Origin of the sequence: Stenotrophomonas sp. TWI1151, from assembly GCF_039673135.1 — a bacterium.
In the GTDB taxonomy this organism is placed as follows: domain Bacteria; phylum Pseudomonadota; class Gammaproteobacteria; order Xanthomonadales; family Xanthomonadaceae; genus Stenotrophomonas.
This window is the reverse complement of the sequence record NZ_JBDJLA010000017.1, coordinates 39,170-65,958: the sequence shown is the minus strand read 5'-3', so window position 1 is coordinate 65,958 and position 26,789 is coordinate 39,170. Positions and strand designations below refer to the sequence as shown.

Sequence of the window (26,789 nt, the reverse complement as noted above, 5' to 3'; positions counted from 1 at the left end):
ATGGCCCGGGCAATCGACGTGGGCGTAATGACGTTCGGTGGATTCGTATTCGACGTGTGCGGTCGAGATCGTGATGCCACGTGCCTTTTCTTCCGGCGCGGCGTCGATCGAGGAGTAATCCTTGAACTCGCCGCCGAAGCGCTCGGCACCGATCTTGGTCAGTGCAGCGGTCAGCGTGGTCTTGCCGTGATCGACGTGACCGATGGTGCCGACGTTGACGTGCGGCTTGGTGCGCTCGAACTTACCCTTTGCCATTGTTGTATACCTTGGATATCAGAAAAGAATGAGGTGGAGTCCTGAGCTTACGCTCAGGACTTCTTGATCACGGTTTCGGCGATGTTGTTCGGCGCCGGCTCGTAGTGGTCGAACTCCATCGTGAACGTTGCGCGACCCTGGGTCTGCGAACGCAGCGAGGTGGCGTAACCGAACATTTCACCCAGCGGGATCATCGCGTTGATGATGCTGGCCGAACCGTCACCGGTGGTGCTCGAACCCTGCAGCACGCCACGACGACGGCTGACGTCGCCCATCACGTCACCCTGGTAATCCTCCGGGGTCACGATCTCGACCTTCATGATCGGCTCCAGCAGGACCGGCTTGGCCTTCTGGAAGCCCTGCTTGAAGGCCATCGAGGAGGCCAGCTTGAACGCCATTTCCGAGGAGTCGACGTCATGGTACGAGCCGAACACCAGCTTCACCTTGACGTCAACGACCGGGAAGCCAGCCAGCGGACCGCTGGTGATGGTTTCGCGCAGGCCCTTTTCGATCGACGGAATGAATTCCTTCGGAATCACGCCACCGGTGATGTCGTTGATGAACAGGAAGTCGTCCTTGATCATCGGACCGATCTTCGGGTCGGCACGGTCTTCAGCGGTGATCGGCGACAGCTCGATCACGACGTGACCGTACTGACCCTTACCACCGGACTGCTTGGCGTGCTTGTAGTCCGACTTGACGTCGGCCATCTGGATGGTTTCGCGGTACGCAACCTGCGGCTTGCCGACGTTGGCTTCAACGTTGAACTCGCGCTTCATGCGATCCACGATGATGTCCAGGTGCAGCTCGCCCATGCCCGAGATGATGGTCTGGCCGGATTCTTCGTCGGTCTTGACGCGGAACGACGGATCTTCCTGGGCCAGACGGCCGAGGGCCAGACCCATCTTTTCCTGGTCGGACTTGGTCTTCGGTTCGACGGCCATCGAGATGACCGGCTCCGGGAACACCATGCGCTCCAGGATGATCGGGTGGTCCTGCGAGCACAGGGTGTCACCGGTGGTGGTGTCCTTCAGACCCACCGCAGCGGCGATGTCACCGGCCAGCACTTCCTTGATTTCTTCGCGATCGTTGGAATGCATCTGCAGGATGCGGCCGATGCGCTCCTTCTTGCCCTTGACCGAGTTCAGCAGCTGGTCGCCGGCGTTCAGGGTGCCCGAGTAGACACGGAAGAAGGTCAGCGCGCCGACGAACGGATCGGTGATGATCTTGAAGGCCAGCGCCGAGAACGGCGCCTTGTCATCGGACTTGCGGCTCAGCGCAATGGTTTCGTCGTCCACGTCGGTACCGGTCACGTCCGGCACGTCGATCGGCGACGGCAGCAGCTGCACCACGCCGTCCAGCATGGCCTGCACGCCCTTGTTCTTGAACGCCGAGCCGCAGTACATCGGCACGATGTCGGTCGCCAGGGTGCGCACGCGCAGGGCTTCGACGATTTCGGCCTCGGTCAGCTCTTCGCCGCCCAGGTACTTTTCCATCAGCTCTTCGCTGGCTTCAGCCGCGGCTTCGATCATGTAGGTACGGGCCTCTTCGGCCTCCGCCTGCATGTCAGCCGGGATCTCCAGGTACTCGAACTTCATGCCCTGCGAGGCTTCATCCCAATGGATGGCCTTCATCTTGATCAGATCGACCACACCCTTGAAGCCGTCTTCAGCGCCGATCGGCAGCTGCATCGGCACGGCGGTGGCGCCGAGCTTGGCCTTCAGCTGGCCAACGACCTTGGTGAAGTTGGCACCGGTGCGGTCCATCTTGTTGACGAAGGCAATGCGCGGCACCTTGTACCGGTTGGCCTGACGCCACACGGTTTCCGACTGCGGCTGCACGCCACCGACGGCGCACAGCACGAACACCGCACCGTCGAGCACGCGCAGCGAGCGCTCCACTTCGATGGTGAAGTCGACGTGTCCGGGGGTGTCGATGATGTTGAAGCGATGCTCCGGCAGGGACTTGTCCATGCCCTTCCAGAACGCGGTGGTGGCAGCGGACTGGATCGTGATGCCACGCTCCTGCTCCTGCTCCATCCAGTCCATGGTGGCAGCGCCGTCGTGCACTTCACCGATCTTGTGGCTCTTGCCGGTGTAGAACAGGATGCGCTCGGACGTGGTGGTCTTGCCGGCATCGATGTGGGCCATGATGCCGAAATTGCGGTAACGCTCGATGGGAGTGGTGCGGGCCACGGGAGCCTCTCAATTTCTTGGAATTCGGATGGCCGAACGCCGCCTTTCGGCGGCCTTCGGTTTGGCGCGGCACCCCAGGTGCCGCGGGGCAGCACCTAGATGGTGCTGCCGTGCCTGTTTTGCAAGGCCGTCAAACTCACCAGCGGTAGTGCGCGAAGGCCTTGTTGGCTTCGGCCATGCGGTGGGTTTCTTCGCGCTTCTTGATGGCGCCACCACGATTTTCCGAGGCGTCCAGCAGTTCGGCAGCCAGCTTCTTCGGCATGGTGTTTTCACCACGCTTACGAGCCGAGTCGATCAGCCAACGCATGGCCAGGGCCATCTTGCGCGACGAACGCACTTCGACCGGCACCTGGTACGTAGCACCACCGACACGGCGGGACTTGACTTCGACCGACGGAGCCACGTTTTCCAGAGCCTTCTGAACCAGCTCGACGGAATTCGGGTTCTTTTCGCCGATCACGTCCATGGCACCGTAGACGATCTTTTCAGCGACCGACTTCTTGCCGCTCAGCATCACCATATTGATGAAACGAGCGATGGTTTCACTTCCGTGCTTCGGATCCGGCAGGACAGAGCGCTGCGGCGTATTACCTTTACGAGACATGTGTACTTTCCCTTAGCTCTTCGGACGCTTGGCGCCGTACTTGGAACGGCCCTGGCGACGCTTGGCAACGCCGGAGGCGTCCAGCGAGCCACGCACGGTGTGGTAACGCACACCCGGCAGATCCTTGACGCGACCGCCACGGATGAGGACCACGGAGTGCTCCTGCAGGTTGTGGCCTTCGCCGCCGATGTAGCTAATCACTTCTTCCTGGTTGGTCAGGCGAACCTTGGCAACCTTGCGAAGCGCCGAGTTCGGCTTCTTCGGAGTGGTGGTGTACACGCGCGTGCAGACACCACGGCGCTGGGGGCACTTATCGAGAGCCGGGGAGGCACTCTTATAAGTGGTTGCCTGCCGCGGCTTGCGGACAAGCTGATTGATCGTCGCCATCAGTATGTTCTTCTGAGAGAGGCCAATGAAAAGACTGGCCATGAATGCGGAAATGTGCGAGCAGGCGAAAGACCGGCCTGCTGAGACAGACGATTGTAGCAACCCGGCGAAAACGCAGTCAAATGCGCACGCGCCAAGCCAGCCCTGATCCCGGGCCGTTACAGGGGAGCCTTTTCCATGCCCCCCGTTCAGGTTGTCAAGCCGGTCCGTTGAAAGACCGGCGGGCATCCTACCTCATCGGCAGGCAGACGACCAGTGGCCGATGCCTGCTGATTTGCCGGGAGGGCCATCGACCGGAGTCGACGCCCTGCCCTGCCGCGGGCCCGGCCGAAGCCGGGCCTGCGTATTACTCGTCGCTGCCCGGAGCCTGTTCAGCTTCGGTCGATTCCACCGCCACGGCGGCCACCGGGGCCACCTCAGCCACGGCCGGCGCGCTGCCGGACAGGGTCTGCATTTCCGAGTCGGTCAGCCCGGAGGCGTTGCGACGACGGTTGGCGTGGTACGCCAGGCCGGTACCGGCCGGGATCAGACGGCCGACGATGACGTTTTCCTTCAGGCCGCGCAGGTTGTCCGAGGTGCCGCGAACGGCCGCTTCGGTCAGCACGCGGGTGGTTTCCTGGAACGACGCCGCCGAGATGAACGATTCGGTCGCCAGCGATGCCTTGGTGATACCCAGCAGGACCGGATCGAAACGGGCCGGCAGCTCGTTGCGGGTGGCCAGGCGGGCATTTTCCTCGATGACGCGCTGGCGCTCGGCCTGCTCGCCATTCAGGAACTTGCTGGTGCCCTGATCGGTGATCTCGACCTTGCGCAGCATCTGGCGGGTGATCACCTCGATGTGCTTGTCGTTGATCTTCACGCCCTGCAGGCGATACACGTCCTGGATTTCCTTGACCAGGTAGGCCGCCAGCGGTTCGACACCCAGCAGACGCAGGATGTCCTGCGGGCTCGGCTCGCCGTCCACGATGGTTTCGCCCTTGGTCACGTGCTCGCCTTCGAACACGATCACCTGACGGTACTTCGGGATCAGCTCTTCGTGTTCCGAACCATCGGTGTCCTTGATGATCAGGCGCTGCTTGCCCTTGGTGTCCTTGCCGAAGCTGATGATGCCCGAACGCTCGGCCAGGATCGCCGGATCCTTCGGCTTGCGTGCTTCGAACAGATCGGCCACGCGCGGCAGACCACCGGTGATGTCGCGGGTCTTGGACGCTTCCTGCGGGATCTTGGCGACCACGTCACCCACGCCGACGGCGGCGCCGTCCTGCAGGTTGACGATCGAGCGCGGCGGCAGCAGGTACTGCGCCGGCAGATCCGTGTTCGGGATGGTCAGATCGTTGCCGTTCTTGTCCACGATGCGCACGATCGGGCGCAGGTCCTTCGCCTGCGAACCACGACGCTTCGGATCGGTGATTTCACGCGATGCCAGGCCGGTCAGTTCGTCGGTCTTCTCGATGACGGTGACGCCGTCGATGAAGTCGATGAAGCGGATGAAACCAGCCACTTCCGACACGATCGGGTGGTTATGCGGGTCCCAGTTGGCCACGGTCTGGCCAGCCTTGACCGCATCGCCGTCCTTGGACGTGATGGTCGCGCCGTACGGCAGCTTGTAACGCTCACGCTCACGGCCGTGGGCATCGAGCACCGACATTTCGCCCGAACGCGAGACCGCCACCAGCGAACCGCTGGCGTGCTCGACCGACTTCAGGTTGTTGAACTTCACCGAACCGGTGGTCTTGACGGTGATGTTGTCCACCGCCGCAGCTCGCGATGCCGCACCACCGATGTGGAACGTACGCATGGTCAGCTGGGTACCCGGCTCACCGATCGACTGTGCGGCGATGACGCCGACCGCTTCACCGATGTTGACGATGTGGCCACGGGCCAGATCGCGACCGTAGCAGTGTGCGCAGACGCCGAACGGCGAGGCGCAGCTGATGGTCGAACGGACCTTGACCGACTGCACCGACGCATCTTCCAGCTTGGCCACCCACTGCTCGTCGAGCAGCGTGTTGCGGGTCACGATCGGATCTTCGTCGTTGCCCGGCAGGAACACGTCCTCGGCCACGACACGACCCAGCACGCGGTCCTTCAACGGCTCCACGACGTCGCCGCCTTCCACGATCGGGGTCATGGTCAGGCCTTCGGTGGTACCGCAATCCACCTCGGTGATGACCACGTCCTGCGCCACGTCGACCAGACGACGGGTCAGGTAACCCGAGTTCGCCGTCTTCAGCGCGGTATCGGCCAGACCCTTACGGGCACCGTGGGTGGAGTTGAAGTACTCCTGCACGTTCAGGCCTTCACGGAAGTTCGCCTTGATGGGCGTTTCGATGATCGAGCCATCCGGACGCGCCATCAGGCCGCGCATACCGGCCAGCTGACGGATCTGCGCCTGCGAACCACGGGCACCGGAGTCGGCCATGATGTACAGCGAGTTCATCGACTTCTGGTCGATGGTCTCACCTTCGGCGTTGACCACCTTCTCGGTACCGATGGTGTCCATCATCGCCTTGGCGATGCGTTCGTTGGTGCGCGACCAGATGTCGACCACCTTGTTGTAGCGCTCGCCGGCGGTGACCAGGCCCGACTGGTACTGCTCCTGGATTTCCAGCACTTCAGCTTCGGCCTCGGTGAGGATGCCGCGCTTCTCGTCCGGGATCAGCATGTCGTCGATGCCGATCGACACGCCAGCGCGGGTTGCGTAGGCAAAGCCGGTGTACATCAGCTTATCGGCGAACACGACCGTGTCCTTCAAGCCCAGCTGACGGTAGCTGGAGTTGATCAGGCGGCTGATGTTCTTCTTGGTCAGCTCGGTGTTGGCCAGCGCGAACGGCAGGCCTTCCGGCAGGATTTCAGCCAGCAGGGCGCGACCGATCGTGGTGTCCACGATCGAGGTCTTGTTCTGCTTGTTGCCTTCCTCGTCGGTCACCACTTCGGTGATGCGGACCTTGACGCGTGCGTGCAGTTCCACCACGCGGTTGTCGTAGGCGCGCTTGACTTCGGCGATGTTGGCGAAGGCCATGCCCTCGCCCTTCTTGTTCACCAGCGAGCGGGTCATGTAGTACAGACCCAGCACGACGTCCTGCGACGGCACGATGATCGGCTCGCCGTTGGCCGGCGACAGGATGTTGTTGGTGGACATCATCAGCGCACGCGCTTCCAGCTGGGCTTCCAGCGAGAGCGGCACGTGGACGGCCATCTGGTCACCGTCGAAGTCGGCGTTGAACGCGGTGCAGACCAGCGGGTGCAGCTGGATGGCCTTGCCTTCGATCAGGACCGGCTCGAACGCCTGGATGCCCAGACGGTGCAGGGTCGGCGCACGGTTCAGCATCACCGGATGTTCGCGGATGACCTCTTCCAGGATGTCCCAGACTTCGGCTTCTTCGCGCTCGACCAGCTTCTTGGCGGCCTTGATGGTGGTGGCCAGGCCACGACGCTGAAGCTTGGCGAACACGAACGGCTTGAACAGCTCAAGCGCCATCTTCTTCGGCAGGCCGCACTGGTGCAGGCGCAGGTACGGACCGACCACGATGACCGAACGGCCCGAGTAGTCGACGCGCTTGCCCAGCAGGTTCTGACGGAAGCGACCCTGCTTGCCCTTGATCATGTCGGCCAGCGACTTCAGCGGGCGCTTGTTGGTGCCGGTGATGGCACGGCCGCGACGGCCGTTGTCCAGCAGCGCATCGACCGATTCCTGCAGCATGCGCTTTTCATTGCGCACGATGATGTCCGGCGCGTTCAGCTCGAGCAGGCGGCGCAGGCGGTTGTTACGGTTGATGACGCGGCGGTACAGATCGTTCAGGTCGGAGGTCGCGAAGCGGCCACCGTCCAGCGGCACCAGCGGACGCAGGTCCGGCGGCAGCACCGGCAGCACGGTCATGACCATCCACTCCGGACGGTTGCCCGACTCGAGGAAGGCCTCGACCAGCTTGATGCGCTTGGTCAGTCGCTTGAGCTTGGTTTCCGAACCGGTGCTGGCGATTTCTTCGCGCAGGCGGGTCATTTCCGACTGCAGGTCGATCGTGCGCAGCAGTTCGTACACGGCCTCGGCGCCCATGGCGGCATCGAAGTCGTCGCCGTGTTCCTGGCGTGCCTGCAGGTACTGTTCTTCGGTCAGCAGCTGGCGGCGCTCCAGGGCGGTCAGGCCCGGCTCGGTCACCACGTAGGCTTCGAAGTACAGCACGCGCTCGATGTCACGCAGGGTCATGTCCAGCATCAGGCCGATGCGCGACGGCAGCGACTTGAGGAACCAGATGTGCGCGACCGGCGAGGCCAGATCGATGTGACCCATGCGCTCGCGGCGCACCTTGGCCAGGGTGACTTCGGTGCCGCACTTTTCGCAGACCACGCCGCGGTGCTTCATGCGCTTGTACTTGCCGCACAGGCACTCGTAGTCCTTGACCGGTCCGAAGATGGCGGCGCAGAACAGGCCGTCACGTTCCGGCTTGAAGGTACGGTAGTTGATGGTTTCCGGCTTCTTCACTTCGCCGAAGGACCACGAACGGATCAGGTCCGGCGAGGCCAGCGCGATCTTGATCGCGTCGAAGTCCAGCGTCTGACGCTGCTGGTTGAAGAGGTTGAGCAAGTCTTTCATGGTGTTTCTCCGAAAGGAGGAAATCTTGTCGATGGGGCTGTCGGTTCAGATGTGGCGGGGGGGGGGGGGGGGGGGGCGCCCCCCCCCCCGGGGGGGGGGGGGCCGCCCCCCCCCCCCGGCCACTACCAGGCGGGTCATTACCACCGGCGGCTCATTGCCACCGGCGGGTCAGTGACCCGATTCGACCTTGCGCCATTCCACGGCGGCACGATCCAGCACACCGTTGACGTAGGTGTGGCCGTGTTCGGACCCGAAACGCTTGGCCGATTCGATCGCTTCGTTGATCACGACGCGGTACGGCACGTCCAGGCGGTAACGCATTTCATACGCAGCCACACGCAGCGCGGCGCGTTCAATCGCATCCACTTCTTCGATGCCGCGATCCAGGTACGGATCGATCGCCGCGTCCAGATCCTTGCGGTTGTCGAGCACGCCGTGCACCAGCGCTTCGAAGTAAGCCAGATCCGCGATTTCGCGGGCCTGTTCGTGGGCGAACTGGGCGATCACGCTCTGCGCATTGCCACCGGAGATCTGCCACGCGTAGATCGCCTGCAGCGCACGACGCCGGGCGCGCGAACGCAGCACGGGGTCGACGCCATCACGGCGGACGGGCTTACCGGAGGGCTTGCCCGGGTTTGACTTGTTCATGGCAGCTGCTCCAGAAGATTGACCATTTCCAACGCCGTCAGTGCGGCTTCCTCCCCCTTGTTGCCGTGGCTGCCCCCCGCGCGGGCTTCGGCATCCTCGGCCCGTTCCACCGCCAGCACGCCATTGAGCACCGGCACGCCGAAATCCAGCTGCACGCGCATCAGGCCTTCGGCGCAGCGGTCGGCCACGTGTTCGTAATGGCGGGTATCGCCGCGGATCACGCAGCCCAGGGTGATGATCGCGGCATGCTGATGGGCCGCCGCCAGACGCGCAGCGACCAGCGGCAGTTCCCATGCACCGGGCACGCGGATCACGTCGATGGCGGACTCGTCGATCCCGTTGCCGGCCAGGCTCTGCCGCGCACCGGCCACCAGCACGTCGGTGATGCGGGCATTCCAGCGGCTGGCGAGGATGGCGAAACGGGCCGTTTCCGGAGTACGGAGGTCGCCTTCGTAATGGCTCATGTTCGGCGTGGGGTCCATTTAATAGGTGAATATTCTAGCGCATGGCCGCGTGTAGCCGGGTCGCCATGCGTTATGGGTCGGGTCGGGGGCCAAAGCCCCCTGAGAGTCAGGGGGCTGCCGCGAAGCGGCGGGGGTCTGGATGATGGTTAAGAGGCGCCCGTGATCTGCGAAGCAGATCGTGGGGCGTCAGCGCGCAGGCGATGAAGTGCTCTCCACCGTCTCGACCACTTCCAGGCCATACCCGGCCAGGCCGATCTGGCGGCGGGGGGTGCCCAGCACGCGCAGCTTGCCCAGGCCCAGGTCGGACAGGATCTGCGCCCCGGCCCCGTTGCGGCGCCACTGGCTCACGTCCTTGTCCTTGCCCGGCACCACCGGCACCGGCTGCTGGCGCAGGCGGGCCAGCAGGCTGTTGGTGTCGCGCGGCGCCGACAGCACCACCATCACGCCACGCTCGGCGGCGGCAATGGCACGCAGGGCATCGGTGGAGGCCACCCCGAAATCATCGCGGCGCCAGTGCAGCAGATCGGCCAGCGGGTTTTCCACCTGCACCCGGACCAGGGTCGGCTCGGCATCCGGGGTGCCGCGGACCAGCGCGAAGTGCAGGTCGTGCGCGATCCGGTCGCGGTAGGTGACCAGCGTGAACGGGCCGAACTCGGTCTCGATCTCGCGCTCGTCCACACGCTCGACCGTCTTCTCCGTGGCCAGGCGGTATGCGATCAGGTCGGCGATCGAGCCCATCTTCAGACCGTGCTCGCGGGCGAACACCTCCAGCTCCGGGCGGCGCGCCATGCTGCCGTCGGGGTTGAGGATCTCCACCAGCACGCCAGCCGGCTCCAGGCCTGCCAGCATGGCCAGATCGACGCCGGCCTCGGTATGCCCGGCGCGGGTCAGCACGCCGCCCGGCTGGGCGATCAGCGGGAAGATGTGGCCCGGCTGGTGCAGGTCTGCCGGCTTGGCGTCCGGTTTTACCGCGGTGCGGATGGTGTGCGCACGGTCGTAGGCCGAGATACCGGTGGTGACACCCTCGGCGGCCTCGATGCTGACCGTGAAGTTGGTCTGGAACTGCGCGGTGTTGGCCTGGACCATCGGCGCCAGGCCGAGATCGGCAGCGCGCTCACGGGTCAGCGGCAGGCACACCAGGCCACGGCCATGGGTGACCATGAAGTTGATGTCCGACGGCTTGACCAGCTCGGCGGCCATGATCAGGTCGCCTTCGTTCTCGCGGTCTTCGTCATCGACGATGACGACCATGCGGCCAAGGCGGATGTCCTCGAGAATCTCGGGAATGGGGGCGAAATTCATGCGCGTGCTCCTGCACCCAACAAACGTTCGACGTAACGGGCGACCAGATCGATTTCAAGATTGACCGCACTGCCCACGGCCGTTGCGGCGAAGGCGGTGTTGGCCACGGTGTGCGGGATGAGGGCGACCTCGAAGCCCTGCTCGTCCACCTCGTTGACGGTCAGGCTGACTCCGTCCACGCAGATCGAGCCTTTCTTGGCGATGTAGCGCAGCAACGCGGCCGGCGCGGCGAAGCGCCAGCGCTGGGCACGCGCATCGTCATGCACCGACAACACCTGGCCCAGGCCATCGACATGGCCGCTGACCAGATGCCCCCCCAGGCGATCGGTCGGGCGCATCGCGCGTTCGAGATTGATGACGGCGCCGTCGGCCAGCTGCCCCAGCGTGGTCAGGCCCAACGTCTCGGTCGAGGCGTCGGCCTGGAAGCGGGTGGCGTCATAAGCGATGACGGTGAGGCAGACCCCGTTGATGGCGATGCTCTCGCCCATCTGCACGTTCTCGAACGGCAGGGTGCCCACGTCAAAGGTAAAGCGGACATCGCCGCCAAGGGTGTCGCGTGCGGCCAGACGGCCGACGCCTTCGATGATTCCAGTAAACAAGGAACGTTCTCCGCGGAAAGTGAGCGAAAAACGCCGCAAGGCATATAGGTGCACGCCGAGCACCAAGGCCCGGCCGCACCGTCTTCTTTCATCCGGACTATACCGTCGGCTCCGGCATCGGACCGGATCTGCTGACCTTCCCGAGGACCGGGAAGCGCTCGCGGGCTCGTGCTTGCGCACCTACCGCCGGTGGGGAATCGCACCCCGCCCTGAAGACGTTTGTGTACCGGCGAACCGGCGCGGCTAGTGTAACAGGGCACCCTGACTGGGGGCTTTAAGTTAAATAAGTGTTAAGATATTCCGCTGAGTGCTGCGCCCCGTGGATAGGAGCGCACACACGTCGGTTACTGATCGGGCTGCGGCGTCCGCGCCGCGCCATGATCGAACGGGTCCCGCAAGGGGCCCGTTTTTTATGGGCGCAGCAACAGGCGGAGGTCCTCACCCACCTGGCGCCTGTCCACCACGCGCAGCCGGCGCTGCTGTTCCATCGCGTGGATACCCAGGCCGGACAGCAGCGGCAGCCCATGCTCACCGAGCAACGTGGGCGCCTGGTACAGCAACAGTTCGTCGACCCAGCCGCCGGCCAGCAACGCGCCGGCCAAGGTGGCGCCGGCCTCGGTATGCACGTCATTGATGCCGCGCTCGGCGAGCAGCGCCAACACCGCGCCCAGATCCAGACGACCGTCATGGCTGGGCACGCTGGCGAACTCCGCATCGGCGGCGTCCGGCGGGCTGACCGCGGCGTCATGCACGTACAAGGTCGGCGCCCCGCCCTCGCGCACCCGCGCGCACTCCAGCGAGCGCAGGCGTGCATCGAGTACCACCCGCAAGGGCGGCAATACCTCGGTATCGGCCAGCCGCACGGTCAACATCGGGTCATCGGCCAACACGGTGGCCGCGCCGGTGAGAATCGCACCGGCACGCGCACGCCAGTACTGCACATCGTCGCGGGCGGCCGCACCGGTGATCCATTTGGAGCGGCCATCGGCCATCGCCGTACGCCCGTCCAGACTGGCCGCGAGCTTCACCCGCACCCACGGGCGGCCGCGCTCGATGCGTGACAGGAACCCGTGGTTGAGCTCGCGCGCCTGCGCAGCCATCAACCCTTCGGCGACCTCGATGCCGGCGTCGCGCAGCAGCACGAAGCCCCCCCCATCGACCTTCGGGAAAGGATCGCGCATCGCCGCCACCACGCGTGTCACCCCTGCCTCGATCAAGGCCAGTGCACACGGGGGCGTGCGACCGTGGTGCGCGCATGGCTCCAGGGTCACGTAGGCGGTGGCACCGCGGGCCTGTTCACCGGCCTGGCGCAGTGCGAAGACTTCCGCGTGCGGACCGCCGGTGCGCTGGTGCCAGCCCTCGCCGACCACCCCCTCATCGCGTGCGATCACGCAGCCGACCATCGGGTTGGGCCGCGCGGTATACGCGGCGCGCTCGGCCAGGCGCAGCGCATGCGCCATGTGCTGGTGGTCGAGAGCGGTAAATTCAGTCATGGCGGTGAGCGTCCGGCGGCAGGCAGCCGCGATGGTAGCTCAGCCGTGGTGGCCGCGATGCGGCGCAGGCTCAGCCTTTCTTTTTCTTGGTCAGCGCGATCACATCGCCGAGCAGCTGCAGCTGTTCGGTGCTGGAGGGCAGCTCGCGTTCGAGCTTCTCGATTTCTTCGCGGAAATCGGCCACGTCTTCGAAGCTGCGGTACACCGAGGCAAACCGCACGTAGCCGACATGATCGAGCTTGCGCAGCTCGTTCATCACGAACTCGCCGACCTTGATCGAGGGGATTTCGCGTTCGCCACAGATACGCGCCTGCTGCATCACCGCGCGCACCGCCAGCTCGATCTTGTCCTCGGGAACCGGGCGCTTCTGCAGCGCGCGGTCGAAACCACTGCGGACCTTGCGGGCATCGAAGGCCTCGCGGCTGCCATCGCTTTTCACGATCGCCGGCAGTTTAAGTTCGATGGTTTCCAGGGTACTGAAGCGCTCGTTGCAGGCCTCGCACTCACGGCGACGCCGGATCGTCGCGCCGTCTTCAGAGACGCGCGAATCGATCACACGGGTGTCGGCATGCTGGCAGAACGGACAGTACATGGAACGCCTTACATCGGGAAAACGTCATGCCGCGGTCACGGCAGCGTCGCAACGGTACCTGAGAGGGACCGGCTACAGCAAATGGACGGGGGGAGAGTCCAGCCCTGTCTAGGTGGCGCGCCGACGCAACCACAGCAGGTGCGCCGTACAGGAGAACAGCGGCAGGCCTGCCATCAGGCGCGCGACGGCCGCGGGCAAGGCGCCGTCGAAAGCATTATGCGCCGCTGTGTGCGATGGGCCTGCATCCGGTCAGGTGCCCTGCGTTCGCCGCAGCCGCACCAGCATGACCGCCGGCAGCAGCAGCGGCGGCCCCGCCAGCAGCAGGACCAGCGCCGTTGGACTGGCGGCGGCCTGCCAGAACGCCATGCCGACGACTGCCACGGCGGCCATCCCCCCAAGGCCCAATGCAGCCCATGGCCAGGCCCCGCTGTCACGCAGGCCGGTGCGTCCCGCTCGAAGATAGCGGCTGCTCAACCATAGCCAGCCGAATACCCCGATCAGGCCCGCACTTCCCCAGCCCCCGATCAACAGGCGCGAGGCGCGATCGAGATAGGTCGGTTCGAGGAACGCGACCCAGACCCCGATGGCGGCGAACGTGCCGCCGCCGGCCATCCCCACGATGCCGCAGACAAGGGCCAGCACGGCGTAGGTACGCCGTTGCCGGCCCTCGCCCATATCAGCCGTAAACCGGGTACTTGCGGCACTGCGCGCTGACCGCGTCGCGGACGCGGGCGATCACGGCCTCATCGGCCGGGGCGTCGAGCACGTCGGCGATCCAGTTGGCCAGATCCACGCAGTCCTGCTCCACGTAACCGCGCGTGGTGACCGCCGGAGTACCCAGGCGCAGGCCCGAGGTCACGAACGGCGAACGCGGGTCGTTCGGTACCGAGTTCTTGTTGACGGTGATGTGGGCCAGGCCGAGCGCGGCTTCCGCATCCTTGCCCGAGACATCCTTGCCGATCATGTCGACCAGCATCAGGTGGTTCTGGGTGCCGCCGGAAACGATCTTGTAGCCGCGCGCGATCAGCGTGTTGGCCATCGCCTGGGCGTTCTTGACCACCTGCTGCTGGTAGGCCTTGAAGCCCGGCTCCAGCGCTTCCTTGAAGGCCACGGCCTTGCCGGCGATGACATGCATCAGCGGACCGCCCTGGATGCCCGGGAACACGATGGACTGCAGCTTCTTCTGCAGTTCTTCGCTGGCGCCCTTGGCGATGATGATGCCGCCGCGCGGGCCGCGCAGGGTCTTGTGGGTGGTGGAGGTGACCACGTGGGCGTGCGGCAGCGGGCTCGGGTAGACGCCAGCGGCAACCAGACCCGCCACGTGCGCCATGTCCACGAACAGGTAGGCACCGACCTTGTCGGCGATGGCGCGGAAGCGCGCCCAGTCCACCACCTGCGAGTACGCCGAGAAACCGGCGACGACCATCTTCGGCTTATGCTCCAGGGCCAGACGCTCGACCTCGTCATAGTCGATCAGGCCGGCTTCGTCGACACCGTACTGGACGGCGTTGAACAGCTTGCCCGAGGCATTGACCTTGGCACCGTGGGTCAGGTGGCCACCATGGGCCAGGCTCATGCCCAGGATGGTGTCGCCCGGCTGCAGCAGCGCGAAGTACACCGCCTGGTTGGCTTGCGAGCCGCTGTGCGGCTGCACGTTGGCATAGTCGGCATCGAACAGCTGCTTGAGGCGATCGATGGCCAGCTGTTCGGCGATGTCCACGTACTCGCAGCCACCGTAATAACGCTTGCCCGGGTAGCCCTCGGCGTACTTGTTGGTCAGCTGGCTGCCCTGGGCTTCCATCACCGCCGGGCTGGTGTAGTTCTCGCTGGCGATCAGCTCGACGTGGTCTTCCTGGCGCTGGGTTTCGGCGGCGATGGCCTTGGCCAGTTCGGGATCGTAGGTTTCGATGCGGACGTCACGCGGGAACATCGGTTACTCCAGGCAGGCAGAGGGGGTACAGCGCGAGCTCTGGATTGTAGTCCCCGCGGCGCGGGGTGACCAATCCCGGCGCGCGGCCCCGGAACGCGGAACGGCGCCCCGAAGGGCGCCGTCCAGGCCGTCAAGCGCGCCTGCCGGCGGGCTTACCGGTTGATCACGTAGTCGGCAATGATCCCGGTGGCGATGGCGACCAGCAGCAGGTTGCCGCGATCATCGCGGATCCAGTGGTGGTCACGCGGCGGGCGGCGCACCGAGTAGCGGCTGTAATCGTTCACCACGTACACCGGGCCGCCGTAGTACTCGCGGTAACGGTGGCCGCGCGCCCAGCCGTAGGAGCCGTAGCCCGGGGCCGGGCGATAGACCACGCGCGGCGGCGGCGGGCCCGGACGGTAGTAACCCCGGTTGTCGTAGCGAGGGTCGTAACGGCGGTCGTGGCGGACCTCGCGACGGTCATGACGATCGTGCCGGTCATGGCGATCGTGGCGGTTGTCGCGGCGGTCATCACGCCACTCCCGGCGGTCGTGACCGCGGCCACGATGGTCATCGGCGAAGGCCGGGGCCACGGTGCCCAAGGCCAGCAGCGAGGCGACGGCCCCGACCACAAATCGATTCATGCGCATGATTGGCCTCGCTTGGTGGGTTGATGGCTCCATCATGCGCACGCCGTCTGAACGGTCTCCGGCTGGAAACGGTTTCCAATTCAAGCGCTTTGACCCCGCATTCAGGCGGCGGCAAGCCCCGGGGCTCGTGGCTCCCGGCGGCACTGATCGCTTCCGGCTATAATCGGGGCATCCTTTTCTTCCATCTGTTCCTGTTCCGTCCGGAACGGGCGCAGGGTTGCGCCTTCGGAGACCTCATGTCCTCGCAATACATCTACACCATGAACCGCGTCAGCAAGGTGGTCCCGCCCAAGCGGCAGATCATCAAGGACATCTCGCTGTCGTTCTTCCCGGGTGCCAAGATCGGCCTGCTGGGCCTGAACGGCTCCGGCAAGTCGACGGTGCTCAAGATCATGGCCGGCGTGGACACCGATTTCGAGGGCGAAGCCCGCCCGCAGGCCGGCATCAAGGTCGGCTACCTGGCCCAGGAACCGGAGCTGGACCCGACCAAGACCGTGCGTGAATCGGTCGAGGAAGGCGTGGGCGAAGTGCTGCAGGCCCAGGCCCAGCTGGACGCCGTCTACCTGGCCTATGCCGAGGAAGGCGCGGACTTCGACAAGCTGGCCAAGGAACAGGAGCGCCTGGAGGCGATCCTGGCCGCCGGCGATGCACACACCCTGGAAAACCAGCTGGACGTGGCCGCCGATGCGCTGCGCCTGCCGCCGTGGGAAGCCATCGTGGGCACCCTGTCCGGTGGTGAAAAGCGCCGCGTGGCCCTGTGCCGCCTGCTGCTGCAGAAGCCGGACATGCTGCTGCTCGATGAACCGACCAACCATCTGGACGCCGAGTCCGTGGAATGGCTGGAACAGTTCCTGGCGCGCTACACCGGCACCGTCGTGGCCGTCACCCATGATCGCTACTTCCTGGACAACGCCGCCGAGTGGATCCTGGAACTGGATCGCGGCCGCGGCATTCCGTGGAAGGGCAACTACACCGACTGGCTGACCCAGAAGGACGACCGCCTGCGTCAGGAAGACAACCAGGAAAAGTCCCGCCAGAAGGCGATCCAGAAGGAACTGGAGTGGTCGCGCCAGAACGCCAAGGGTGGCCGCACCAAGGGCAAGGCCCGTCTGGCCCGCCTGGAAGAGCTGCAGTCGGTGGATTACCAGAAGCGCAACGAGACCAACGAAATCTTCATTCCGCCGGGCGAGCGCCTGGGCAATGCGGTGATGGAGTTCAAGAACGTCTCCAAGAAGTTCGGTGATCGCCTGCTGTTCGACAACCTCAACTTCCTGGTGCCGGGTGGCGCGATCGTCGGCATCATCGGCCCCAACGGTGCCGGTAAGTCGACCCTGTTCAAGATGATCACCGGCCAGGAAAAACCGGACACCGGCGAGATCGTGGTCGGCCCGACCGTCAAGCTGTCCTACGTGGATCAGAGCCGCGACGCGCTGGAAGGCAACCACAACGTCTTCCAGGAAATCGCGGGCGGCCTGGACATCCTCAACATCAATGGCGTGGAGATCCAGTCGCGCGCCTACATCGGCCGCTTCAACTTCAAGGGCCAGGACCAGCAGAAGCTGGTCGGCTCGCTGTCCGGTGGTGAGCGTGGCCGCCTGCACATGGCCAAGACCCTGCTGCAGGGTGGCAACGTGCTGCTGCTCGATGAACCGTCCAACGATCTGGACATCGAAACCCTGCGTGCGCTGGAAGATGCGCTGCTGGAGTTCCCGGGCAACACCTTCGTGATTTCGCATGACCGCTGGTTCCTGGATCGCATCGCGACCCACATCCTGGCGTTCGAAGGCGACTCGCACGTGGAGTTCTTCCAGGGCAACTACCGCGAGTACGAAGAAGACAAGCGCCGCCGCATGGGCGACGACGCCGCACCGAAGCGCCTGCGCTTCAAGGCGCTGAAGTAACCTGGCAGATCACGACCGTTGGTCGTGACGCTTCACCGACGGCCGCGCACTGCGCGGCCGTTTTACATTCCGGTCGGTACCCACCGCTGGCCATAGGCACCAGAATGCAATTAATTGCATATCCATAGATAACGACTTCAGGTCTCCTACGCACCCCACGCAATTGCACCCTGCAATCGCGGTCAACGTAGGAAACCACCAATGAAAGCACTGGTCATGAGTACGGCAGCCCTGCTGCTGTCGGGCACCGCCGCGGCGGCGCCGGCGAACTGGGAAGGCCGCTACATGGGCGTCCAGGCGAGCCATGCAGAAGGCAAGAGCCAGGACCGCAGCAACGCCAACGCCTCTGAAAAAAGCCCGCGCGGGTTCACCGGCGGCGTGCAGGCCGGCCGCACCTGGCAGTTCGACAGCAACGTGGTGACGGGCATCGAAGGCAGCCTCGCTATCGGCAGCATCGACCGCGACTGGAAGGACCGCGAACACCACCCGCACAGCCCGTACTACGGCAAGGACGCGGTGACCCGGTCGGGGTCGGTCAACCTGATGCTCGGCTATGCGGTCGGCCCGGTGCTGCCCTACCTGACCACCGGCGTGACCGTGGCCCGCCAGGAATACACGCTGGGCTGCGACACATCGCTGGTCGAGAAAACCAACGGCTGCCGCGTGGCGGAATTCGAGACCGGCGCCCGCCATGTTTCCACCGGCGTCAATGTCGGTGCAGGCGTGCTGGTGCGGTTCAACGAGCGCCTGTCCGCCGGCGTGGAGTACCGCTACACCAACCTGGGCTCCAGCCCGGTGCAGCTGCACGATCCGAACTACCCCGATGCGGCCCGCCGCAGCTTCCATACCGACTACAGCAGCGTTACGCTGAAGATGAATTACCACTTCTAACCCGCCACACGACGCACCCGCAGGTCCGCCTGGGCGAGGCAGTGCGCCCCCGGCACGAGAGATCTGCGATGTCCCTGTTCGAACGCGTCTTCCAGCTCCAGCAGCACGGCACCTCCGTGCGTACCGAGGTGCTGGCCGGGCTGACCACCTTCCTGACGATGTCCTACATCGTCTTCGTCAATCCGGACATCCTGGCCACCACCGGGATGGACCCGGGCGCGGTGTTCGTGGCCACCTGCCTGGCCGCGGCACTGGGTTCGCTGGTGATGGCGTTCGCCGCCAACTTCCCGGTGGGCATGGCCCCGGGCATGGGCCTGAACGCCTTCTTCGCCTTCACCGTGGTCGGCGCGGCCGGCCTGCCCTGGCAGCAGGCGTTGGCCGCCGTCTTCATATCCGGACTGGTGTTCCTGGCGCTGTCGCTCACCGGCGTGCGGGCCTGGCTGGTGGCGGGCATCCCGCCCTCGCTGCGTGCGGCGATCGTGGCCGGCATCGGGCTGTTCCTGGCGATCATCGCGCTGCAGAAATCCGGGGTGATCATCGCCAACACCGACACGCTGGTCGCACTCGGTCCGCTCAACACCGCGCCGCCGCTGCTGGCACTGGCTGGCTTCCTGCTGATTGCGATCCTGGAAGCGCGCAAGGTGCGTGGCGCGATCCTGATCGGCATTCTGGCCGTCACCGGCGCGGCGTGGCTGCTCGGTGACGTGCAGTTCCATGGGCTGGTGTCGCTGCCGCCCAGCCTGGCCCCCACCTTCCTGCAGCTGGACCTGCCCGGGTTGCTGCACCACAACGGCGGCGCGCCGATCGCGGTGTTGCTGCAGGTGGTGCTGGTGTTCGTGCTGGTGGAAGTGTTCGATGCCACCGGCACGCTGTACGGCGTGGTCGGTCGCGCGGGGCTGCTGAAACTACCGGGCGCACAGAAGCGCTTCGGCCGCGCGTTGCTGGCCGACAGCACCGCGATCGTGGCCGGCTCGCTGCTCGGGACCAGCAGCACCACCGCCTTCGCTGAGAGCGCTTCGGGCGTGCAGGCCGGTGGCCGCACCGGGTTGACCGCGTTGGTGGTAGCCGCCCTGTTCCTGGCCGCGCTGCTGTTTTCGCCGCTGGCGGCGATGGTGCCCGGCTACGCCACCGCCCCTGCCCTGCTGTTCGTGGCCGGGCTGATGCTGCGTGAGCTGGTCGATGTGGACTGGGGCGACCTGACCGAATCGGTGCCGGCCGCGCTGTGCGCGTTGGCGATGCCGTTCACCTACTCCATCGCCAATGGCCTGGCCTTCGGCTTCATCGCGTATGCGGTGCTCAAGGCCGGCACCGGGCGCTGGCGCGAGGTGCACCCGGCGGTATGGCTGGTGGCCGGGTTGTTCGTGCTGCGTTACGCGCTGGAATGAGGGTGCGCCTACCGAGCTGCGGTCGGTAGGCGGCGGATCACGCCCAGGACGGCCGCAATTGGCCATCGGCGGCGAAGCGATAACGGCCTTCGTACCAGCCCAGGGCAAACAGGCTGAGCACCTGCTCGTAATAGCGCGGCGGCGCGGCGCGTTGCTGCTCCGGCGTTGGCAGGCCGGCAACCATCGCCTTTGCGCGGTCTGCTTCGCCCTGCGCCTGCAGGTAGGGCACCAAGGCGGCATGGAAGCCGTAGTTGCCGGTGCCCTCGCGCACGCCGGTGAGCGTGTTGACCTTCTCGGGTATGGGTTGGCCATCGCGCAGTACCGTCAGCGGGCCATGCAGGGCCTCCAGCACCGGACGGAAGCTGGGATCGTTGACCGCGGTCATGCCCGCCCACAGATAACAGCGGATCGCGTCGTAACTGCCCAGCGGGCCCTTGTCCGGATCGGCGATGAAACCGCCGTCGCGCCACGCGGTCCAGTCCGGCGCAAAGCCGTGCGGCGCGGTATCGCGCAGCAATCGAACGCTGTTGCCGATCACGGTCGTCCACGGCCCGGTCGGGTCCAGTGCGGCGAACCGGCGCAGCAGCGGCAACGGTACGTAGCTGGGATTGAAGCGCCAGGTATCTTCGGTCGCAAACCCAATCGGCCCCGGCAGCAGCATCGTGCCCAGGCCCGGCACATCCACCAGTTCCTGCACCTGGATCGCGGCCAGCATCGCCTCGGCGGTCTGCCGCAGCGCCGGGCGTTTCCACAGCCGCGCGGCTTCGTGCAGGGTGTAGGCCAGCCACACGTCCGAGTCGCTGGCGGGATTGTCGTCGAGCACCTTCCACGCATTGGCGGCGGCATCGCGCCCCCACAACCAGGCCGGCAGGCGTTGCGTCATGCTGCCGCCGGCGAGGTTGTCCTCGGTCCAGCGCAGCAGGCGGTCGAACAGCGGCTGATCGTTGTCCACCAGCGCGAAGAACAGCGCGTAGGACTGGCCCTCGGAGGTCGAGCGCTGGTCGGCGTTGTTGTGGTCGACCATGCGGCCGTCCGGGGTCACGCTGGACGCACGCATCACCTGCCATGCCGTCCACGGGCCGGGGCCACGCGCCGGGCCGTTGGCCGAGCAGGCCAGCAGCGGGGTCACGGCCAGCGCCTGCAGCAGGCGGCGGCGCATCGGGTGGAACGATGGGGAATCAGTCACGGGACATCAGCCTCTTCGCAGCAGGAACCAGCCAAGCCTGCGGGACGCCCGCGGCCAGGTAAAGCCTGGCAGCGGGCCGGTCGTCAGCGCATGACGGCGATCATTCACCCGAGGCGTACGGCGAGCGCAGCGGCTGCGGCTGCTTGCCCAGCCCGGCGCCGAGGCGGTCGAGCAGGAAGCGCAGGTACAGGCTGGTGCCGAACTGCCGGTAGTCACGCGCGTTGTTGAACTCCATGCGCCCGCCCAGGAACAACTGCGAAGACAGCTGCCATTCGGCCGCGGCGCTGAGGTTGTAGGACACACCGGTCTTGGTCTGGCCGGTGTAGACCGGATCGACATACTCCGTGGTCAGGCCCAGCAGCGCGGCCATCGAGGCGGCCTCGTAGGCAGCCTGCTGCATCGCCGGGTCGGTCGGGAAGTAGGGCGCAGCGTCTTCCTTGAAGTGCTGTACGCCGACGCTGGTATCCAGCTGCCACGCCACGCGGCCGCTGGCGGTACGGCCGTTCCAGTGCACCGGGAAGCCGACATCCACATAGCGCTGCGGGCTGAAGTAGCCGCCGTGGCCGTAGGTGAAGCCGCTCAGGTTGCGGTCGTACTGCATCGCCGTGAGGTTCAGGCCAGCGGTCAGCGATTGGTTGTCGGTTTTCAGCGCGTGCACATACACGCCCACGCCGACTTCCTGGCGGTCGTTGTCGGCCACGTTCTCGCCTTCCAGGCGGTGCCAGGACGCGCTGGCGTAGCCGCCCAACTGTCCGTTGTCGACGGTCGCGGCGAGCTTGGCGCCGCTGGCGGTCACCCCGCCCCAGCGCAGCCCGTTGCGCCCGTCTTCCACACCGGCGAAGGACAGCAGGCTGTCGGTCACCGCGCGGCGCGAGGCTTCGCCGGACCAGGTCAGCGCATCGCCGATCTGACCGCGGTAGCCAATGCCGCCGACGATCTGGGTGTCATCGAAGCCCAGCGGCGTGCTGCCGACGTCGGCGCGGAAACCACCGCGCTCGTACCCCACCGAGACGCCGGCACCGCTGGCGTCCTGCGAGCTCATCCGGCGCGAGCCTGCCGCGTTGGCCACCATCGCATACAAGGTGTCCTGGAATGCCTGCGGGGTCTGCGAGCCACCGCCGCCCTGTGCCAGCGTCTTGAGCTGGGCCTGCTCGGCCGCGCTCAACCCGCGCACGAGACTGGCGTTGCCCAGTACCTGCGTGGCGATATCGCTGATCGGTGTGTTGGCCAGATCGCGGCTGAGGATGTAGCTGGGCAGTGGATCGGCGAACAGCAGTTCGCGGGTCGCGGCGACGCGCTCGGCCTGGGTCAGCGCGCTGTCGGTCTGGTTGAACAGCTCCTGGTAGCGGCCATTGTCCAGTGCGCGTTCGTAGATGAGATTGCGGGTGACGATGCTCTCGCCACGGGTCAACAGGGTCTGGTACAGCGACGAACCGACCAGATCATCCACCGGCGTGCGGTCAGCGGCCAGGGCGCCCGCGAGGGCGGCCTGCGGGCCACCGCCGAAGCGGCTGGCACTGGTGTATTCCGGATCGGGGCGGCCGGCATCGAGCACGGTCGGGGTGATGGCCACCTTGAGCTTGCCATCGCCGACCGCAAACTGCCCTTCCAGCGGCACCTGCAGGTCATCGAGCTGGCCCATGCCGGCTTCGCCGGCGCGGGTGCGGTATGCCGCACCGACCGCCAGGCTGCTGCTGTTCTCGGCCTTGAGTGCGCGCAGTTCATCGAGCACGCCGTTGCCGGTGGTGGCCGCCGGCAGCGGGCCAAGCGCGGTGTTGCGCGAGGCGCGCGGCACACTTGCCTGGCTGGGCACCTGGCGCGAGCCGGGCACCGGCAACGGCAGGCCGACACCGCCACTGGCCGCGGCCGTGGCCATGACCGGTTCCGGCAGACCATCGGCATCGATCACCGGGGTGACGCTCGCCGGGCCCAGGCTCAGGCCCATCGACGGACCGGCGTCCATCGGCAGCGGTTCGGCGGCCAGACGGGCGGTCGCCGCCGGCAATGGCAGCCCCCCATCGCGCAGCGCTGCGGTACGGGTGCCACCGCCACGGTTGAGGCCGGCGAACGGATTGAAGCTGCCACCGCTTGCCAGCATCGCCGTGCTCGCCTGCGGGTAGCCGTTGTCGAGCTGGCCACTGCCCTTTGCGGCAGCCGCCAGCGACGCGCGGAAGTAGCTTTCAGCGCGGCGGTTCTTGCCGGCCGCGCGGTACACACGGCCTGCGGCCGCCAACACATCCGGCGATTCCGGCGCCTGCTTCAGCGCGCGCTCCAGATACTGTTCGGCCAGATCCATGTCGCGCATCGCCGCAGCACTGCCGGCGGCGGCGACCATCGCATCCAGATCGCCCGGGGCCAGCTGCAACTGCTGCTGATACAGCGCCAGGGCCTGGCCGTTGTCGCCCGCAGCGGCATACAGGCGTGCCAGCGCAGCGATGTTGCGCGGATCCTGCGGGCGCTCGGCCAGCGCCGGGGCCAACACCGCGTACGCGCCTTCAAGATTGCCGAGTTCGCGCAGCGCATCGACCTGGCGCAACACGTAGCCGCTGCGCAGATCGTTCAAACGGGTCTGCTGGCTCGCCGAGAGCGGCACGTCGGCGAGCTGGCGCAGGATCGCGGCGACTTCGCCGTCGCGACCGGCGCGCAGCAGCACCGAGGCATATTCCAGACGGTTGTCGACGCTGGGCGAACCGCCTTCAATCAGGCGCTGCGCGAGCACGAGGGCGCGCTGCTGGCTGCCGATGTCGGCGTAGGCACCGGCCAACGCGGCCACGATGGACGGATTCTTGACCCGGTCGCCGAGTGCAGCTTCGGCGCGGGCCAGCAGCAACTGCGCTTCGCCGCTGCGCTGGCGCTGCATGAGTGAGCGCGCCTGGGCGGCCTGCACCTGCACCCACGCGGTGTCGTGCAGCGCGGTCATTTCCGAATCACGCGAGGCGGTGGGAATGCGTTCGAGCAACGCATACGCGCGCGGCCAGTCACTGTTTTCCTGGGCGAACAGCGCCTGGGCATACAGCGAGGTCGCCGAGCTGTCATCCAGCGCGCGCAGCCCCTCGATCACGCCGTTGGCCTGGTCGGGGCGGCCGGCACGCTTGTACAGGCGCGCCAGTTCCAGCCGCAGCCACGGATCGCGCGGCTGTACCAGCAGCGCATCTTCCAATTCGATCTGCGCCATCTCGATGCTGCCCTCGGCCAGCGCCTGCTGTGCGCGGGCGCGGGCCAGGTTGGCACGCAGGACGGACTGGCCACCGGCGCTTTCCTGCTGGGCCGGGGTCAGCCGGTCGAACAACGCGGCCGCTTCATCGGCGCGGCCCAGGCGACCCAGCAGACCGACCAGGCCCTGCAGCGCACCGGCGTTGCCGGCCTCCAGTTCCAGTGCCTTGCGGTAGCTGCGTTCGGCCGCGACCGGATCACTGCCGCTCTGCAGGTCGGCCAGCGCGACGTAGCCGGCGGGCTCCTTGGGCTGCAGCGCGATGACCTGCTGCACGCGGGTGATGGCATCGCCGCTGGGCTGGCGACGCACCTCCTGCAGGGTCAGCCAGTAGCGCGCGGCATCGGCGGCACTGCGCCACTTGCCGTTGATCGCGGCGGCCGGCCGCAGCAGTTCATTGGCTTCACCAAAGCGCTCCTGGCGCAGGCGCACCGAGCCCAGCCCGCCGAGCGCCTCGGCATCACGCGGCCGCGCGCGCAGCACCTGCGCGAAGCGGGCTTCGGCCTGGGGCAGATTGTTGCTGTCCAACGCGCGGAAGCCCTCGCCGAGCAGGCGCTGGTTCGGGTCCTGCGGCGCGGGACGGTTGGCGATGGCCTGCTCACGCAGCTGCGCCTGCTTGGCGGCCACCTCGCGATCGTTCGGCACCACCTCCAGGAAGGCCTGGTACAGCGGCGCATCGGCGTTGGTGGCGTTGAGCCACAGCAACGCCTGGCGCCAGGCCGCGCGCGCAGGGCCGGCGGTATCGTTGGCCTGGCTCAGTGCGCGCAGCTGGGCGATACCTTCGCGCCGGGTCGGCTCGCGATAGGTCAGCACCTGGGCCAGCGCGAGCTTGGCCGGGTTGTTGTTGCCGGTGGCGATACGGCGCAGGCCGTCGCGGGCACGCGTCCAGCCTTCGGGCGTACCGGCGAGCACCTGGTAGTACTCCAGCGCCAGATCATTGGGCGGGCCGCCGGCACCGAACGCTTCGTCATAGGCGCGCACCGCTTCGACATAGCGACCGGCTGCCGCCGCGCGACGGGCGGTCTGCAGCTGGTTGCCACCTCCACCTCCACCGCCGCCGAGCGCCATGCGCAGGCGCGTGGTCTGCGCCGAGGAGGGATGACGTGCCTGCAGCTGCTGCAGACGCTTCTGCGCTTCGGCACGGCGGCCCTGGTTGAGGTCGATCAGGCCCAGGCCGAGCAGCGCATCGGCCTGGTTGGGATCGGTCGCCAGCAGCTTGCGCCACGCATCGGCCGCCAGGTCCTCGCGGCCCTGGTCCTGCCAGTAGTTGCCCTGGCTGACCAGTTGCTGCGTCGATGACGCGTTCTGCGCAAAGGCCGGCACGGTCAACACGCACAGGCCGACCAGGCAAAGGGGTGTCAGGGTCTTGCGGAACATGGCGAACTCCACGCGGGCAGCAGTCGCCCATCGGCAGAAAAACGGTAGCGGCGATCCATCCAGCCCTTGCCGAACAGCACCAGGGCACGATCGTAATAGTTGAGGGTGCCGGCCGCGGGAATCCGCGCCAGCTGCACCTTGGCCAGCGCGGGCTGGCCGAGGGCACTGAGATACGGCAGCAGCGCTGCGGCAAAGCCCGGCGACGGTGCGCCGGTGCCAACGCCACGACGCGTCTCGATTTTCTCGGCGAAGCCGGCCTGCGCGCGCAGCAGCGATGCCGGGCCGGACAGGCCATCGAGCAGGGTGCGTCGCAGCGGATCGGCCGGGTCGGTCATGCCCGCCCAGAGATAGCAGCGGATGGCATCGTAGCTGCCGGTCGCGCCCTTGGCCGGGTCGACCACGAAGGCCTTGCCGTTCCAGGCGATCCAGTCCGGCGCGAAGCCGACCGGTGCACTGGCGCGCACCATCGCCACGCTGCGCTCGGCCAGCCGCGCCCACGGACCGCGTGCATCGACGGCGGCGAAGCGGCGCAGGACGAACAGCGGCAGGTAACTGGGGTTGAGCGTCCAGCGGTCGGCCTGCACGAAGCCGCGGTTGCCCGGCAGCAGCATCGGTCCGAAGCCGGGCAGCTCGACGACTTCGGCCGTGCGCATCAGCGCCAGCGTCTGCCGGCCGGCCTCGACCAGGCCGGGGCGCTTCCACAAGCGGCCGGCTTCAAGCAACGCGTAGGCGATCCACACCTCACCATCGGAGGCGGTGTTGTTGTCGAGCACGCGGAACTGGCCATCAGCGGCCCGGCCCCACAGCCATGCCGGCAGATTGAGATCCGCGCGGCCTCGGCAGAGGTGGCGGCGGGTCCAGGCCAGGATCCGATCGAACAGGATCGGATCGTTGTCCACCAGTGCGAAGAACAGTCCGTAGGACTGCGATTCGGACGTGCTGCGCAGATCGGTATTGAGATGGTCGACCACGCGGCCATCGGCCTCGATATGCCGATCGACGAACGCCCGCCACTCACGCCACGGCGTGCCACAGGCCTGCGCCAGGGCATCGAGCGGCAGCGCGGCGGCAACACCGGCGGCCGCCAGCGCCTGCAGGAAGCGACGGCGCGGTGGCGCCGGCGCGGGGTCGGACGTGTCGCGCATG

General features: G+C 66.5%; 20 protein-coding genes and 1 riboswitch. Of the genes, 3 read left to right on the top strand and 17 right to left on the bottom strand.

Annotated elements, in window-relative coordinates; genetic code table 11:
* The 14 genes from ABE422_RS17160 to ABE422_RS17095 all read right to left on the bottom strand — a co-directional run.
* Positions 1-255 (bottom strand): GTP-binding protein (locus ABE422_RS17160; protein ID WP_346464516.1); only part of this gene is annotated, 255 nt, incomplete at its 3' end.
* 53 nt (positions 256-308) lie between these two features.
* The gene (fusA, locus tag ABE422_RS17155; RefSeq protein ID WP_121044654.1) at positions 309-2,450 is read right to left on the bottom strand and encodes an elongation factor G; all 2,142 of its coding nucleotides are present in this window, start codon (positions 2,448-2,450) and stop codon (positions 309-311) included.
* Positions 2,451-2,586: 136 nt separating this feature from the next.
* Positions 2,587-3,054: a 30S ribosomal protein S7 gene (gene rpsG, locus ABE422_RS17150; RefSeq protein WP_019186122.1), complete on the bottom strand. Its 468-nt coding sequence runs from the start codon at positions 3,052-3,054 to the stop codon at positions 2,587-2,589.
* Positions 3,055-3,066: 12 nt separating this feature from the next.
* The gene (rpsL, locus tag ABE422_RS17145) at positions 3,067-3,441 is read right to left on the bottom strand and encodes a 30S ribosomal protein S12 (protein ID WP_017356008.1); all 375 of its coding nucleotides are present in this window, start codon (positions 3,439-3,441) and stop codon (positions 3,067-3,069) included.
* 346 nt (positions 3,442-3,787) lie between these two features.
* Positions 3,788-8,035 (bottom strand): DNA-directed RNA polymerase subunit beta', encoded by a 4,248-nt coding sequence (rpoC, locus tag ABE422_RS17140; protein WP_088434181.1) that lies wholly within the window; start codon positions 8,033-8,035, stop codon positions 3,788-3,790.
* Between the two features lie 168 nt (positions 8,036-8,203).
* Positions 8,204-8,683, bottom strand: coding sequence for a transcription antitermination factor NusB (nusB, locus tag ABE422_RS17135; RefSeq protein ID WP_313209299.1), 480 nt, complete (start codon positions 8,681-8,683; stop codon positions 8,204-8,206).
* A complete protein-coding gene (ribH, locus tag ABE422_RS17130) occupies positions 8,680-9,147 on the bottom strand; it encodes a 6,7-dimethyl-8-ribityllumazine synthase (RefSeq protein WP_313209297.1) in 468 nt (155 codons plus the stop codon). The genes nusB and ribH overlap by 4 nt, the downstream gene beginning before the upstream one ends.
* A 186-nt stretch (positions 9,148-9,333) precedes the next feature.
* Positions 9,334-10,449 (bottom strand): 3,4-dihydroxy-2-butanone-4-phosphate synthase, encoded by a 1,116-nt coding sequence (ribB, locus tag ABE422_RS17125; protein ID WP_346481418.1) that lies wholly within the window; start codon positions 10,447-10,449, stop codon positions 9,334-9,336.
* Positions 10,446-11,048 carry a riboflavin synthase gene (locus tag ABE422_RS17120; protein ID WP_070426607.1) on the bottom strand — a complete coding sequence of 201 codons (603 nt, stop codon included), beginning with the start codon at positions 11,046-11,048 and terminating at the stop codon, positions 10,446-10,448. The genes ribB and ABE422_RS17120 overlap by 4 nt, the downstream gene beginning before the upstream one ends.
* Before the next feature lie 76 nt (positions 11,049-11,124).
* Positions 11,125-11,269, bottom strand: a riboswitch (FMN riboswitch).
* Between the two features lie 189 nt (positions 11,270-11,458).
* The gene (gene ribD, locus ABE422_RS17115) at positions 11,459-12,541 is read right to left on the bottom strand and encodes a bifunctional diaminohydroxyphosphoribosylaminopyrimidine deaminase/5-amino-6-(5-phosphoribosylamino)uracil reductase RibD (protein WP_346481417.1); all 1,083 of its coding nucleotides are present in this window, start codon (positions 12,539-12,541) and stop codon (positions 11,459-11,461) included.
* A gap of 70 nt (positions 12,542-12,611) precedes the next feature.
* On the bottom strand, positions 12,612-13,133 hold the full coding sequence (nrdR, locus tag ABE422_RS17110; protein WP_019182518.1) for a transcriptional regulator NrdR: 522 nt from the start codon (positions 13,131-13,133) through the stop codon (positions 12,612-12,614).
* Positions 13,134-13,382: 249 nt separating this feature from the next.
* Positions 13,383-13,775 carry a hypothetical protein gene (locus ABE422_RS17105; RefSeq protein WP_313209289.1) on the bottom strand — a complete coding sequence of 131 codons (393 nt, stop codon included), beginning with the start codon at positions 13,773-13,775 and terminating at the stop codon, positions 13,383-13,385.
* 34 nt (positions 13,776-13,809) lie between these two features.
* On the bottom strand, positions 13,810-15,063 hold the full coding sequence (glyA, locus tag ABE422_RS17100; protein WP_070471705.1) for a serine hydroxymethyltransferase: 1,254 nt from the start codon (positions 15,061-15,063) through the stop codon (positions 13,810-13,812).
* 152 nt (positions 15,064-15,215) lie between these two features.
* A complete protein-coding gene (locus ABE422_RS17095) occupies positions 15,216-15,692 on the bottom strand; it encodes an RcnB family protein (RefSeq protein WP_265309649.1) in 477 nt (158 codons plus the stop codon).
* 236 nt (positions 15,693-15,928) lie between these two features.
* Here ABE422_RS17095 and ettA point away from each other — a divergent pair, with 236 nt between their 5' ends.
* The 3 genes from ettA to ABE422_RS17080 all read left to right on the top strand — a co-directional run bounded on the left by ettA (position 15,929) and on the right by ABE422_RS17080 (position 19,869).
* On the top strand, positions 15,929-17,593 hold the full coding sequence (ettA, locus tag ABE422_RS17090; RefSeq protein WP_121042662.1) for an energy-dependent translational throttle protein EttA: 1,665 nt from the start codon (positions 15,929-15,931) through the stop codon (positions 17,591-17,593).
* A gap of 216 nt (positions 17,594-17,809) precedes the next feature.
* Positions 17,810-18,484 carry an outer membrane beta-barrel protein gene (locus ABE422_RS17085; RefSeq protein ID WP_346466160.1) on the top strand — a complete coding sequence of 225 codons (675 nt, stop codon included), beginning with the start codon at positions 17,810-17,812 and terminating at the stop codon, positions 18,482-18,484.
* A 68-nt stretch (positions 18,485-18,552) separates the two neighbouring features.
* A complete protein-coding gene (locus tag ABE422_RS17080; protein WP_313219998.1) occupies positions 18,553-19,869 on the top strand; it encodes an NCS2 family permease in 1,317 nt (438 codons plus the stop codon).
* A gap of 37 nt (positions 19,870-19,906) precedes the next feature.
* Here the strand turns inward: ABE422_RS17080 and bcsZ (ABE422_RS17075) are convergent, their stop codons facing one another.
* The 3 genes from bcsZ (ABE422_RS17075) to bcsZ (ABE422_RS17065) form a co-directional block, all read right to left on the bottom strand.
* Complete coding sequence (gene bcsZ / locus ABE422_RS17075; RefSeq protein ID WP_346481416.1) at positions 19,907-21,055, bottom strand: cellulose synthase complex periplasmic endoglucanase BcsZ; 1,149 nt, start codon at positions 21,053-21,055, stop codon at positions 19,907-19,909.
* Between the two features lie 100 nt (positions 21,056-21,155).
* On the bottom strand, positions 21,156-25,643 hold the full coding sequence (locus ABE422_RS17070; protein WP_346483394.1) for a cellulose synthase subunit BcsC-related outer membrane protein: 4,488 nt from the start codon (positions 25,641-25,643) through the stop codon (positions 21,156-21,158).
* Entirely contained in the window at positions 25,625-26,788 is a 1,164-nt protein-coding gene (bcsZ, locus tag ABE422_RS17065) for a cellulose synthase complex periplasmic endoglucanase BcsZ (RefSeq protein WP_313220000.1), read from the bottom strand. The genes ABE422_RS17070 and bcsZ (ABE422_RS17065) overlap by 19 nt, the downstream gene beginning before the upstream one ends.
* Position 26,789 lies beyond the last annotated feature (1 nt).